Source organism: Pseudomonas sp. NBRC 111138 (assembly GCF_001320835.1).
Taxonomy (GTDB): Bacteria; Pseudomonadota; Gammaproteobacteria; order Pseudomonadales; family Pseudomonadaceae; genus Aquipseudomonas; species Aquipseudomonas paracarnis.
On record NZ_BCBO01000011.1, the window covers coordinates 1 to 13,017 of the forward strand.

Sequence of the window (13,017 nt, forward strand, 5' to 3'; positions counted from 1 at the left end):
GCACCGCCATGATCACGGTGCTCGCCCAGATAAACACCTTGCCAGGTCCCTATCGCCAAGCGGCCGGCCTTGACCGGCAAACTCAGCTGGCAGCCCAGCAGACTGGCCTTGAAGTGCGCCGGCAGATCATCCGGACCTTCGTCGTTATGTTCAAACCCTGCGCGACCTTGTGGCACCAGCAGGTTGAAAAAACGCTCGAAGTCACGGCGAACCGCCGGGTCGGCATTCTCGTTGACGGTCAACGAGGCCGAGGTGTGCTGCAGCCACAGATGCAACAGGCCCACACGGCACGCCCTCAATTCAGGCAAGCCGGCAAGCAACTCGTCCGTTACCAAGTGAAAGCCCCGGGGCTTGGCCCGCAGGGTAATCAGGGTCTGTTGCCACATACAGTTCTCCGCCCATCGGCGCGCATTCTAGCGCGCTCTGGGAAAAAACAAAGTGCCTAATACGCCTTCATGCCTGTAAGACATTTGCACCCTTAAAAGTGCAGTGTGGATCCCATCACAAAGTCGATAAAAAACCCATGCACCTTTAGCCACAGACAAACGCCGGGCAAAAAAATGCCCGGCAAGCCGGGCATGTTTTTTTCGCGTAGTTACAAGTTGTAGCCGCGCTCGTTGTGTTGCGCCAGGTCGAGGCCGACCGCCTCTTCTTCTTCGGTGACACGCAGGCCCATGACCATGTCGAGCACCTTGAGGATGACGTAGGTCACAATCGCCGTGTAGATCACGGTGAAGCCCACGCCTTTGCACTGGATCCAGACCTGGGCCGCGATGTCGGTCACGGTGCCGAAGCCGCCCAGAGCAGGAGCTGCGAACACACCGGTGAGGATCGCACCGACGATACCGCCAATACCGTGCACGCCGAAGGCGTCCAGGGAGTCGTCATAACCCAGTTTGCGCTTGAGGCTGGTCGCGCAGAAGAAGCACACCACACCGGCGACCAGACCAATCACCAGGGCGCCCATCGGGCCCACGGTGCCAGCCGCTGGTGTCACGGCGACGAGGCCGGCGACCACGCCCGAGGCGATACCCAGTGCGCTTGGCTTGCCGTGGGTGATCCACTCGGCAAACATCCAGCCCAGGGCCGCAGCTGCGGTAGCGATTTGAGTTACCAGCATCGCCATGCCCGCGGTGCCGTTGGCCGCCGCAGCGGAACCGGCGTTGAAGCCAAACCAGCCGATCCACAGCATGGCCGCGCCCACCAGGGTATAGCCCAGGTTATGCGGGGCCATCGGGGTGGTGGGGAAGCCTTTGCGCTTGCCGAGCACGATGCACGCCACCAGGCCAGCCACACCCGCGTTGATGTGCACAACGGTGCCGCCGGCGAAGTCCAGCACGCCCCAGTCCCACATCAGGCCGCCATTGCCGCTCCAGACCATGTGCGCAATCGGCGCATAGACCAGGGTGAACCAGATAGCCATGAAGATCAGCATCGCGGAGAACTTCATACGCTCAGCGAAAGCACCGACGATCAGCGCCGGAGTAATGATGGCAAAGGTCATCTGGAAGGTGATGAACACGGCTTCCGGAAACAGCGCCGCCGGCCCGGTGATGCTGGCTGGGGTGACACCCGCCAGGAACGCCTTGCCCATGCCGCCGAAGAAGGAATTGAAGTTGACCACACCTTGTTCCATACCGGTGGTATCGAACGCGATGCTGTAGCCGTAGACAACCCACAGGATGCTGATCAGGCCAGTGATGGCGAAGCACTGCATCATCACCGACAGAATATTCTTGGAGCGGACCATGCCGCCGTAGAACAGCGCCAGGCCAGGGATGGTCATGAACAGCACCAGCGCGGTGGCGGTAAGCATCCAGGCGGTGTCGCCGGAATTGAGGACTGGAGCAGCCACTTCATCTGCCGCCATGGCCAGGCTTGGCATTACGATGGACAGCAGGGCTCCGAGCCCTGCGAATTTACGCAGAGTCATATTGTTTTCTCCTGGGGCGTTGGGGTTTGGCGGCTTAGATTGCGTCGGTATCGGTTTCGCCGGTACGGATGCGAATAGCCTGTTCCAGATTGACCACGAAGATCTTGCCGTCACCGATCTTGCCGGTGTTGGCCGCCTTGGTTATCGCCTCGATAACCCGGTCAAGATCCTTGTCGTCAATGGCGACATCGATCTTCACCTTCGGCAGGAAATCGACCACGTATTCCGCGCCGCGATACAGCTCGGTATGACCCTTCTGCCGACCGAAGCCCTTGACCTCAGTAACGGTAATGCCCTGCACGCCGATCTCGGACAGTGACTCGCGTACATCGTCCAACTTGAACGGCTTGATGATGGCAGTGACTAGCTTCATGAAAACTCTCTCCCGAATTTGGTGGACTTGCCCCAGGAAAACAAACCCGTCTCAAGTCTAAGCGCAGTGCCTGGCTTTGTAACGCATCGTCGCCTCGGCATTTGCCGTCGCGACGCCAGCGAACCACTGGTGACGAGCCCTGTACCCCGGATCCGTCGGCGCACTGCATTCGTCACAGCGACTGCATCAGTGCATGGGTCATGATCGTCTAAGCAGAAACCTTGCCAGCTCCGTAAAAACCACCGAAATCAATCCTTTGCCCGCTTATGCCCACCTACGGGGCGCCTGCGCGGCCGCAATGCGCATCAAAACAGTGCGCAGCCGCCCGCCCCAATGCGCGAAAACCGTGCGCAGCGGGGCGTGAAAATGACTATAGACGCTGCGTGGTACACTGCCGGCCAACTGTTTTCCGGAATATGTCCAATGCTCGCGCCCAAAGACTTCCTCGACGCCCTGAGCGGCCACGCCTCTCGCCTGTTCAGCGGCGACACTCCGCTGCCCCGCAATGAAATCGAAAGCCAGTTCAAGGCTTTGCTACAGAGCGGTTTCAGCAAGCTCGACCTGGTCAGCCGGGAAGAGTTTGACAGCCAGATGGTGGTGCTGGCCCGCACACGTGCGCGGCTGGAGAGCCTGGAGGCGAAGGTGGCTGAACTTGAAGCACGGTTGACGCCACCCTCTGCTGAATAAACACGGTGAGTGTGGGAGCTGGCTTGCCTGCGATGGCGGTGCATCAGCGGATGATTCTTTGCTGACACACCGCCATCGCAGGCAAGCCAGCTCCCACATTCTGTTTTGCGTTGCCGTCCGGATACGTTCTGTAAAACCTCCCCCGCCCCGCTCCATCCCACCTCGTCTACCCTTGAAAAAACCGCAGGAAGCGGCCCTCCCATTCAAGGAACGAGCATGTCCCTCGCCATCGTCCACAGCCGCGCCCAGGTCGGTGTAGAAGCCCCCGCCGTCACCGTCGAGGTGCACATGGCCAATGGTCTGCCGTCTCTCACTCTCGTGGGTTTGCCCGAAACTGCAGTGAAGGAAAGCAAGGATCGCGTGCGCAGCGCCATCCTCAACTCGGCGCTGCAATATCCGGCCCGCCGCATTACGCTCAATCTCGCGCCCGCCGACCTGCCCAAGGACGGCGGGCGTTTTGATCTGGCGATTGCCCTGGGCATCCTGGCAGCCAGTGTGCAAGTGCCGGCGCTGATGCTCGATGACGTGGAATGCCTTGGGGAATTGGCGCTGTCCGGCGAGGTGCGTGCGGTGAAAGGGGTACTGCCGGCCGCGCTGGCGGCGCGCAAGGCTGGGCGCACCGTGATAGTGCCGCGCGCCAATGCCGAGGAGGCGTGCCTGGCGTCGGGGCTCAAAGTGATTGCGGTGGACCACCTGCTGCAAGTGGTGGCACACCTGAATGGGCACGTGCCGATTGAGCCTTACAGGTCCGACGGCTTGCTGTACTTGAACAAGCCTTACCCAGACCTGTGTGAAGTGCAGGGCCAACTCGCGGCCAAGCGAGCATTGCTGATCGCGGCGGCGGGCGCGCATAACCTGTTGTTCAGCGGGCCACCGGGCACAGGCAAGACTTTACTGGCCAGCCGGCTACCGGGCTTGCTGCCGCCGTTGAGCGAGCAGGAAGCGCTGGAAGTGGCCGCAATCCAATCCGTGGTCAGCCTGGCACCGCTGAGCCATTGGCCAAACCGCCCGTTTCGCCAGCCGCACCACTCGGCATCCGGGCCGGCGCTGGTGGGTGGCGGCTCGAAGCCACAACCGGGGGAAATCACCCTGGCTCATCACGGGGTGTTGTTCCTGGATGAACTGCCAGAGTTCGATCGCAAGGTACTGGAGGTGCTGCGCGAGCCATTGGAGTCGGGGCACATCGTGATCTCCCGCGCCCGTGACCGCGTGAGCTTCCCGGCGCGCTTTCAACTGGTCGCGGCGATGAACCCCTGCCCTTGCGGCTACATGGGCGAGCCCAGCGGGCGTTGTCGGTGTACACCGGAGCAGATCCAGCGCTATCGCAACAAGCTCTCCGGGCCGTTGCTGGACCGGATTGATTTGCACCTGACAGTCGCGCGGGAGGTCACTGCGCTGAACCCCGCCCAACAAGCCGGTGATACCACCGCGCAAGCGTCCGCTCAGGTGGCGCAAGCCCGGGAACGCCAGCACCAGCGCCAGGGTTGCGCCAATGCATTCCTCGATCTGCCCCGGCTGCGCGAACACTGCCAGTTGGCCAAAGCCGATGAAAGCTGGCTGGAGAGCGCGTGTGAGCGGCTGACATTATCACTGCGCGCAGCCCATCGATTGCTCAAGGTGGCTCGCACCCTGGCGGACCTTGAGCAAGTGGAAGGCATCGCCCGCCATCATTTGGCGGAGGCGTTGCAGTACCGACCAGCCGCAAATGGCTAGCACTTGTCAGGCAAAATCCAGCAGCAGCCTCGCCACTTCCAGCACTTCTTGCAGCGCCGCTTCTGCGGACTCTGCGGAAGGCTTGAGCATCAGGTCATCGGCATAGCCCATCGCCAGGGCGAAGATCTGCCGTGCAGCGCGTTGAGCCGACTCGCAGCGAAAGACGCTATCGGCAACGCCCCGCTCGATCACCTCGGCAAGCATGCTTTGCCATTGGGCGTTGATTACCAGATAAGCCTGGGTCATTTGCGCGTCATGCATGGCCTCGTCCCAGGCGTCGAGCCACAGCGCCCAGCCGGCGTCAGCGGTGCTGGGCAGGCAGTCGCGCAAAAAACCCACGAGCGCCTCCAGGGGTGGCGCATCGGCCAACGGCTCGCGCACTTCATCCAGTTGCTCATTGGCAAAGCGTACGAAGGCTTCGCGGCGCAGTTCATTCCAGTCGCTGAAGTAGTGATAGACATGACTGCGCGACAAGCCGGCATGTTCGGCGAGGTCACGGGTGGATACATCGGCGAAACCCTTGCTGCGAAACAGCTCCAGGGCGGCGGCGATGATCTGGTCTTTACGGTCGGTACGCGACATGGGCAATTCCTTCGAGCACGAGCAGATAAGCGGCGCTTGCTTTTTGAGCGATCGCTCAAGGATACTTGAGCAGTCGCTCAATAATAGCGTCTATTACTCCTCTGGTGCACCCATGACATCCGTCACCCCACAAATTCTGATCGAAGAAAGCAAGAAAATCGGCCAGCAGTCTGCCAGCCAGACCCTCAAGGCTATTGCCAGAGCCTATCCCGGCAAGCTGTCTTGCACCTTGTCGCTGGTGGCGCTGGAGAACGCGCTGTTGTTGGCTTACCCACTGTTTGCCGGGTTCGCGGTGGATTCGATTATCCGTGGCGATACCACCAGTGCGTTGCTGTATGCCGCCGTGGTCATGGCGTTCTGGGCCGTTGGGGCGGCGAGACGGGCGCTGGACACCCGTACGTTCACGCGCATCTACGCGGACCTTGCGGTGCCGGTCATTCTCAACCAGCGCCAACAGAACCACAGCACCTCGAAATCGGCGGCACGGGTAGTACTTGCTCGGGAGTTTGTCGACTTCTTTGAAAAGCACGTGCCTATCATCGCCACGGCGTTGGTGTCGATTGTGGGCGCGGCAGTGATGCTGATCGTGATTGAGCCATGGGTAGGCATGGCGTGCCTGGCGGCCCTGCTGCTGTGCATCACCTTGTTGCCGCGTTTTGCCCAGCGCAATCAGGCGCTGCACGAACGTCTGAACAACCGCCTGGAAAAAGAAATCGGCCTGGTCGAAAAGGTCGGCGCGCCGACCCTGCGACGCCACTACCAGGTGCTGTCACGCCTGCGCATCTGGCTGTCAGACCGCGAGGCTGCGGCGTTCCTGTTTATCGGCATGACCGCGGCCTTACTGTTCGTGGTTGCGATCAGCCAATTGGCCATGTCCCCAGCGGTGAAGGCCGGCCACATCTACGCCGTCATGACCTATCTGTGGACCTTCGTCACCAGCCTGGACGAAGCGCCAGGCATGGTCGACCAACTGGCGCGGCTCAAGGACATTGGCAAGCGCGTAGACCCAGGGCTTGGGGAGGCCTGAGCCTCAACGAAACCGATCCACCTCATGGCGCAAGCCTGCCGCCAAGGTCTCCAGTTCCTTGGCGGTAACCGCCAGGTTGGACACCACTTCACGCTGCTCGCTGTTGGCCAGCGCAATGCTCTGCAGGTTGCTGCTGAGCAAGGTCGCGGTGCTGCTCTGTTCCTGGGTGGCGGTGGTGATCGCTGCGAACTGCTGGCCGGCCGAGCGGCTTTGCTCGTCGATACGCGCCAGGGCCGAGGCCACATCGGCGTTGCGCGACAGGCCTTCCTGCATCAGCGCATTGCCGTGCTCCATGGTGCTGATGGCGTTACCGGTTTCCTGCTGGATGCTCTGGATCATGCCGGAGATTTCATCGGTGGCCTGACGGGTGCGCGAAGCCAGGTTGCGCACTTCGTCGGCGACCACGGCGAAGCCACGGCCTTGCTCGCCGGCGCGCGCAGCCTCGATGGCGGCGTTGAGCGCCAGCAGGTTGGTCTGTTCAGCGATGGCGGTAATCACGCCGACGATCCCGCCGATTTCCTGGGAACGCTGGCCCAGGGTGTTGATCACGGCAGCGGTGCTGTTCAGCGCAGTGGCGATATGTTCCAGGGACGATGACGCCTCTTGCATCGAACTGCGGCCGATACGGGTTTGCTGGGCATTCTCTTGAGCCAGGCGCTCGGTGTTGCCCATGTTGTCGGCAATGTTCAGCGAGGTAGCACTGAACTCTTCCACCGCACCGGCCATGCTGGTGATCTCGCCGGACTGCTGCTCCATGCCTTCATAGGCACCGCCGGACAAGCCCGACAGCGCCTGGGCGCGGCTGTTGACCTGTTCGGCGGCGGTACGGATATGCGACACCATGGTCGACAGCGCCTCACCCATCTGGTTGAAACTACGCGCCAGCTGGCCGATTTCGTCATGGCTGGACACATTGAGCCGCGCACTCAAATCGCCCGCGCCCAGGGCCTGGGCCTGGCGCACCAGCTCGCTCAATGGCGCCAGCTTGCTGCGCAACAGCCACACCGTGGCGCCCACTGCCAGTAACATCGCCAGCACACTGCCGATCACCAGGCGGATGCCGACTTCCCAGGTCACTGCGCGAATCTCAGCCTTGGGCATGCTCGCTACCACCGCCCAAGGGCCGCCTTCAAACGGCACCGAGACACTATAGAAATCTTCGTTTTTGTCGCTCCAGAAACGGCCAGCACCCGGCTTTTTCGCCAGGTCGAGCATCACGGCAATCGCCTGATCCGGCGCTTGTACGCCAGCCGGCGGCACCAGCCAGTGCTTTTGCTCATCCAGCAGCGCGAGGGAGCCGGTCTGGCCGATGCGGAAGCGCTTGAGGTTTTCAAACTGGGCGTTCTGGGCATCGGTGTAATCGAAACCGATGAACAGCACGGCGATGACCTGCCCACTGCTGTCACGTACGGGGCTGTATTGGGTCATGTAGGAGCGGTCGAACAACACGGCACGGCCGATGTAGGTCTGGCCGCTCACAACGCGCTGGTAGGCCGCGCCCTGACGGTCGAGCACGGTGCCAATGGCGCGATTGCCGTCCTGCTTGGTCAGGGAGGTGCTGACGCGGATAAAGTCGTCGCCGCTGCGCACGAACACCGTGGCCACGCCACCGGACATCTGCTTGAACTCATCCACCTCTTCGAAGTTATTGTTCAGCACCTCATTGCCCAGATAGAGGCTCGGCGTCTGCACGCCGGCCACGGCCACGGACTGGTCCGCACGCACACTCAAGCCGGCGCCGAAGCGCTTTTCAAACAGCCCGCTCAAACGCTGGGTGCTTTCACGCAAGGTGCTGTGGAAGGTGTTGAGTTGGTCGGCGAGCAAACGTGCCTCACTGGCCAAGTGTTCCTCGCGGGTGGCGAGGTTGGCGGAGTCGAGGGTACGCAAGGCAAAGACCGTACTGCCGCTGATCACGACAGCCAGAATCACGGCGAGTGCAAGGCCTAACTGGGAGGCAATCCGGGCACGAGGTTGAGACATGACAGCTCCTGGCCGAGGCCAGGATCATCCTGATCTCATAGCGCTGCTCGGCAAATTATCTAGTGGGAAACGGTAGTGCACGAGGGTTCCAACACCTTTCTTCGGCGGCATTTGGCAATACTTGAGCGAATCACAGGGGTATCCCGCAAACGATTGCACAAAAGGTCCGGCCCTACTCAATCGAGGCGTTCAACCTGAGGCAATTCCATCGCCTTGACTTCACCCTGAAGAAATTCCGCCAGCCGTCGCAAACGTTCGCCACCCGGACGGGTTTTCGGCCACACCAGGTAGTAGCTTTCCCCACTGGCGACCGCCGTAGGCCACGGCAGGCTCAAGCGTCCCTGCGCCACGTCTTCGGCCACCATCAGCAAATCCCCCATGGAGACGCCATAGCCTCGGGCGGCGGCTATCATGCCCAGTTCAAGCGTGTCGAACACCTGCCCACCCTTGAGTGAAACGTGAGATGACAACCCCATGCGCTGCAGCCAGTAACGCCAGTCGCGGCGGTCAGGCGTCGGGTGCAGCAGTTCGGCGGTTGCCAGCCGCGTCACGTCCCAGGGACCGTCGTCCAACAGATTCGGCGCTCCCACCGGGATAAGCATTTCCGCAAACAGATAACTGGCCTCCCAGTCCGCCGGAAAGTGCCCGTTGCTGAGCAACACCGCGCAGTCGAATGGCTCTTGGTTGAAGTCCACTTCATCAATGCTCATCCACGCACTGGTGAGTTGCACCTCATTGCCTGGCTGCAACGCGCGGAAGCGACTCAACCGCGCCAGCAGCCAGCGCATGGTCAAGGTGGACGGCGCCTTCATACGCAGGATGTCATCTTCGGCATTCAAGGTATGGCAAGCACGCTCCAGGGCAGCGAAGCCTTCCCGTACGCCTGGCAGCAACAAACGCGCCGCTTCCGTGAGCTGCAACGTGCGCCCGCTGCGCTGGAACAATCGGCAGGCGAAATAATCTTCGAGCGTACGGATATGCCGGCTGATCGCACTCTGGGTAATCGACAATTCCTCAGCCGCACGGGTAAACGAGTGGTGACGGGAGGCGGCTTCAAATGCCCGCAAGGCATAAAGAGGAGGAAGACGACGAGACATGCTGAAAGCTCCGACTGCGCAATCTGGAAACCCTACCAGAATCGCTCATGCATGAGTTTTAATCATGCCAACGATCGCTTTTATCCTTTTGTGCAATGCGCTGAATGCGCCGAGAATCAACCCTTCCCCACCTTCCTGACCATTCGAGTGTGATGATCATGCAACATCCGGCACGTACCGAACTCTGGGCCATTCTGCGGCTATCGGGGCCGTTGATTGCCTCACAGTTGGCGCACATGCTGATGGTGCTGACCGACACCTTGATGATGGCGCGCTTGAGCCCCGAGGCACTGGCCGGCGGAGGCCTGGGCGCGGCGAGCTATTCGTTCGTGGCGATCTTCTGCATCGGCGTGATCGCAGCCGTGGGCACCCTGGTCGCCATTCGCCATGGCGCGGGCGATATCGACGGCGCCACTCGCCTGACCCAGGCCGGGCTGTGGCTGGCGTGGCTGATGGCCCTGGCGGCGGCGTTGCTGTTATGGAACTTGAAGCCGGTGCTGCTGATGTTCGGCCAGACCGAAACCAACGTGCATGCGGCCGGGCAATTCCTGACGATCCTGCCCTTTGCCCTGCCCGGCTACCTGAGCTTCATGGCCCTGCGCGGCTTTACCAGCGCCATCGGCAAGGCCACCCCGGTGATGGTGATCAGCCTGTGCGGCACCGTGGTCAACTACCTGCTCAACCATGCGCTGATCGAAGGCATGTTCGGCCTGCCGAAACTGGGCCTGATGGGCATCGGCCTGGTGACCGCCATCGTCGCCAATGGCATGGCGCTGGCACTGATGTGGTACATCCGCAGCAACCGCACCTACGCCGCCTACCCGCTGGGCACAGGCCTGCTGCGCCTGAATACCCACTACCTGCGCGAGCTGTGGCGCCTGGGCCTGCCGATTGGCGGCACCTATGCGGTAGAGGTCGGGTTGTTTGCCTTTGCGGCGTTGTGCATGGGCACCATGGGCAGCACGCAGTTGGCGGCACACCAGATCGCCCTGCAGATTGTCTCGGTGGCCTTCATGGTGCCGGCGGGGATGTCCTACGCGGTGACCATGCGCATCGGCCAGCATTACGGCGCCGGGCAGTTGCTGCAGGCACGCCTGGCCGGACGAGTGGGCATAGGATTCGGCGCCATGGTGATGTTGGGGTTTGCGGCGGTACTGTGGCTGTTTTCCGACCCGCTGATCGGACTGTTCCTCGACCATGACGACCCGGCGTTCCATGACGTCATCGTCCTGGCGGTGAGCCTGCTGGCCGTCGCCGCCTGGTTTGAATTGTTCGATGGCGTGCAGACCATCGCCATGGGTTGTATCCGTGGCCTGAAGGACGCCAAGACCACCTTCCTGGTGGGCCTGGGTTGCTATTGGCTGATTGGCGCACCGTCAGCCTGGTTGATGGCGTTCACCCTGGGTTGGGGGCCAACAGGCGTCTGGTGGGGCCTGGCACTGGGCCTGGCGTGTGCGGCGGTGAGCCTGACCTGGGCATTTGAGGCGAAGATGAAGCGGATGATTCGGCAGGAGCCGGATGCTCCTGTTGGATTCCGAGCGGCCCTGCCTGACTAGCGAGTACACGCGGCACATGTGGGAGCTGGCTTGCCTGCGATAGCGGTGTGTCAGGCTAATCATTATTAGCTGAACGACCGCTATCGCAGGCAAGCCAGCTCCCACATTTGAACCACTTTGAAGGCTTAACCCAACAGCGCCTGCTGGCTTTGCCCGAACATCAGGTATTCCACCAGCTCGGGCAGCGGCAACGGCTTGCTGATCAGGTAACCCTGGACCTGGTCGCACCCAAACAAGCGCAAAAGCTCAAGCTGCTCAGGGGTTTCCACGCCTTCGGCGACCACTTCCAGGTTGAGGTTGTGGGCCAGGTTGATCATGGCGTGCACCAGCTTGCGGTTTTCTTCGCGCTCTTCCATGCCGCCGACAAAGCTCTTGTCGATCTTCAACAAGGCAATCGGCAGGCTGTTGAGGTGCACAAACGACGAAAAACCGGTGCCGAAATCATCCAGGGAAAACCGCACACCCAGCCGGCCAAGGGCGTCCATGGTCTGCTTGACCAGGTCGCTGCGGCGCATCACGGCGGTTTCGGTCAATTCGAACTCCAGCCATTGCGCTTCCACGCCGCGCTCGGCAATCAGGCGGCTGAGGGTAGACAGCAACTGACTGTCCTGGAACTGGCGAAACGACAGGTTGACCGCCATGTGCAGCGGCGGCAGGCCGCGTTCACGCAGGTCTTGCATGTCGCGCAGGGCTCGGGAGATCACCCAGTAGCCCAATGGCACGATCAGACCACTCTGTTCGGCCAGCGGCACGAATTCGCTAGGCGGCAACAAGCCGCGTTCACCGTGGCGCCAGCGCACCAGAGCTTCGAGGCCAACGATATGACCATCGTCCAGGTCCAGTCGCGGCTGGTAATGCAGCTCCAACTCATCGCGACGCAAAGCCCGGCGCAGTTCACTTTCCAGGTCGGCCAGGCTGCGCGCGTTGCGGTTGATGCGTTCATTGAAGATATGAAAGGTACAGCCCTGGGTGCTTTTGGCCTGCTGCATGGCGATATGGGCATGCCACATCAACGGGTCGGCGCCAGCGCGGGCTCGAGCATGGGCCATGCCCAGGCTGCAACCGATCAACAGGCTTTCGCCATCCACCCAATAGGGTTCGGCCATCACTTCGGTGATGCGCTCGGCCATCCATTCGGCGCGCTGGGGCGCTCGGCGGGTATCGATCAACAAGGCAAACTCATCGCTGCCCAGGCGCGCCAGTTGGTCCCCGGCTTCGAGCTGACTCTTGAGCCGCGACACCACTTGCAGGATCAAACGGTCGCCCGCCTGATGGCCGAGGGCATCGTTGGCATGACGAAAATTGTCCAGGTCCAGATGGCCGAGGGCCAGGCCACGGCCTTCGTTTTCTGCCAGCCGGGCGGCCAGCAAGGTCTGGAAGCCCTGACGGTTGGCAATACCGGTGAGCGGGTCTTGCTCGGCCAGGCGCTGCAAGGTGTTTTCCAGCACGCCGCGCTCGCGCACATGGCGCAGGCAGCGGCGCAATGTGTCGGCGTCCAATGCATCCAACACCAACCAATCGCTGACACCCAGCGGCGACACCAGTGGCTCCTGCTCCAGCAGCAATACACACGGCAGGCTGCACCGGCCGGGGCCGGGCTGCAGGCTGGGCGTGGTCAATAACACAGCACCCTGGTCGTCATCGAACAGGCGGCTTACCGAGTCCCAGTTGGGCGCACTGATCAGCACAGCCCCTTCGCCCATCGGCTCCAGGCACTCGCGCAACAACGCTGCCCACTCGGGCTCATCGGCCAGCAGCAGCAAACGCAAGGGTTCGACAGGCGTAGACACGCTAACTCCCTAGACTCTGCAAAATTTCATTAGCGGTGCCATTATGACGTGCGGCCTGACAATGACAAAGGATGACAAATGATAGGTGTTATCAAACACGCAGACTGTAAATATTAGTCTCGAATAATCCTTAACATCCTGCGGCAAAGTAGCAAAACCGGCAAATTTAGATCGAGTGGTACGTCACACCGTCGTTCTATGGCAGCAGAATCTTTCCAGCCTGTTAAAATGCCCGCCCTTTTGAACAACGACCCCTGAAATTCCGTATGTCCCGACTCA

Annotated in this window: 11 protein-coding genes; 4 read left to right on the forward strand and 7 right to left on the reverse strand. The window is 61.4% G+C overall.

The genetic code is table 11. The annotated features are described in order from the left end of the window. The 3 genes from APH41_RS01720 to glnK all read right to left on the reverse strand — a co-directional run. Positions 1–386, reverse strand: a 386-nt coding sequence (locus APH41_RS01720) for a secondary thiamine-phosphate synthase enzyme YjbQ (RefSeq protein ID WP_054917113.1), incomplete at its 3' end; no start/stop codon positions are given. A 209-nt stretch (positions 387–595) separates the two neighbouring features. Continuing rightward, on the reverse strand, positions 596–1,933 hold the full coding sequence (locus tag APH41_RS01725; protein ID WP_020302863.1) for an ammonium transporter: 1,338 nt from the start codon (positions 1,931–1,933) through the stop codon (positions 596–598). 34 nt (positions 1,934–1,967) lie between these two features. After that, entirely contained in the window at positions 1,968–2,306 is a 339-nt protein-coding gene (gene glnK / locus APH41_RS01730; RefSeq protein WP_002555808.1) for a P-II family nitrogen regulator, read from the reverse strand. A gap of 423 nt (positions 2,307–2,729) precedes the next feature. Here glnK and APH41_RS01735 point away from each other — a divergent pair, with 423 nt between their 5' ends. Together APH41_RS01735 and APH41_RS01740 are read left to right on the forward strand one after the other, a co-directional pair. Beyond that, complete coding sequence (locus tag APH41_RS01735) at positions 2,730–2,993, forward strand: accessory factor UbiK family protein (protein ID WP_003195432.1); 264 nt, start codon at positions 2,730–2,732, stop codon at positions 2,991–2,993. A 216-nt stretch (positions 2,994–3,209) separates the two neighbouring features. Further along, complete coding sequence (locus tag APH41_RS01740) at positions 3,210–4,706, forward strand: YifB family Mg chelatase-like AAA ATPase (RefSeq protein ID WP_054917115.1); 1,497 nt, start codon at positions 3,210–3,212, stop codon at positions 4,704–4,706. A gap of 6 nt (positions 4,707–4,712) precedes the next feature. Here the strand turns inward: APH41_RS01740 and APH41_RS01745 are convergent, their stop codons facing one another. Then, complete coding sequence (locus tag APH41_RS01745; protein WP_034129059.1) at positions 4,713–5,288, reverse strand: TetR/AcrR family transcriptional regulator; 576 nt, start codon at positions 5,286–5,288, stop codon at positions 4,713–4,715. Between the two features lie 112 nt (positions 5,289–5,400). Between APH41_RS01745 and APH41_RS01750 the strand changes: the two genes are divergently transcribed. After that, positions 5,401–6,315, forward strand: a complete 915-nt coding sequence (locus APH41_RS01750; protein WP_034129060.1) for an ABC transporter six-transmembrane domain-containing protein — start codon at positions 5,401–5,403, stop codon at positions 6,313–6,315. A gap of 3 nt (positions 6,316–6,318) precedes the next feature. On the opposite strand, the gene APH41_RS01755 is transcribed toward APH41_RS01750, so the two are convergent. Together APH41_RS01755 and APH41_RS01760 are read right to left on the reverse strand one after the other, a co-directional pair. Further along, a complete protein-coding gene (locus tag APH41_RS01755; protein WP_034129061.1) occupies positions 6,319–8,295 on the reverse strand; it encodes a methyl-accepting chemotaxis protein in 1,977 nt (658 codons plus the stop codon). Positions 8,296–8,471: 176 nt separating this feature from the next. Beyond that, positions 8,472–9,392 (reverse strand): LysR substrate-binding domain-containing protein, encoded by a 921-nt coding sequence (locus APH41_RS01760; protein WP_014720465.1) that lies wholly within the window; start codon positions 9,390–9,392, stop codon positions 8,472–8,474. Positions 9,393–9,544: 152 nt separating this feature from the next. Between APH41_RS01760 and APH41_RS01765 the strand changes: the two genes are divergently transcribed. Further along, entirely contained in the window at positions 9,545–10,948 is a 1,404-nt protein-coding gene (locus APH41_RS01765) for a NorM family multidrug efflux MATE transporter (RefSeq protein WP_054917116.1), read from the forward strand. Between the two features lie 125 nt (positions 10,949–11,073). Here APH41_RS01765 and APH41_RS01770 read toward each other — a convergent pair whose 3' ends face one another. Beyond that, entirely contained in the window at positions 11,074–12,738 is a 1,665-nt protein-coding gene (locus tag APH41_RS01770) for a bifunctional diguanylate cyclase/phosphodiesterase (RefSeq protein WP_054917119.1), read from the reverse strand. Positions 12,739–13,017: the final 279 nt, after the last annotated feature.

Excerpts from the sequence above, each read along its gene's own strand:
- APH41_RS01725 (WP_020302863.1), bottom strand. The coding sequence starts at position 1,933 with ATGACTCTGCGTAAATTCGCAGGGCTCGGAGCCCTGCTGTCCATCGTA.
- glnK (WP_002555808.1), bottom strand. The coding sequence starts at position 2,306 with ATGAAGCTAGTCACTGCCATCATCAAGCCGTTCAAGTTGGACGATGTA.
- APH41_RS01735 (WP_003195432.1), top strand. The coding sequence starts at position 2,730 with ATGCTCGCGCCCAAAGACTTCCTCGACGCCCTGAGCGGCCACGCCTCT.
- APH41_RS01740 (WP_054917115.1), top strand. The coding sequence starts at position 3,210 with ATGTCCCTCGCCATCGTCCACAGCCGCGCCCAGGTCGGTGTAGAAGCC.
- APH41_RS01745 (WP_034129059.1), bottom strand. The coding sequence starts at position 5,288 with ATGTCGCGTACCGACCGTAAAGACCAGATCATCGCCGCCGCCCTGGAG.
- APH41_RS01750 (WP_034129060.1), top strand. The coding sequence starts at position 5,401 with ATGACATCCGTCACCCCACAAATTCTGATCGAAGAAAGCAAGAAAATC.
- APH41_RS01755 (WP_034129061.1), bottom strand. The coding sequence starts at position 8,295 with ATGTCTCAACCTCGTGCCCGGATTGCCTCCCAGTTAGGCCTTGCACTC.
- APH41_RS01760 (WP_014720465.1), bottom strand. The coding sequence starts at position 9,392 with ATGTCTCGTCGTCTTCCTCCTCTTTATGCCTTGCGGGCATTTGAAGCC.
- APH41_RS01765 (WP_054917116.1), top strand. The coding sequence starts at position 9,545 with ATGATCATGCAACATCCGGCACGTACCGAACTCTGGGCCATTCTGCGG.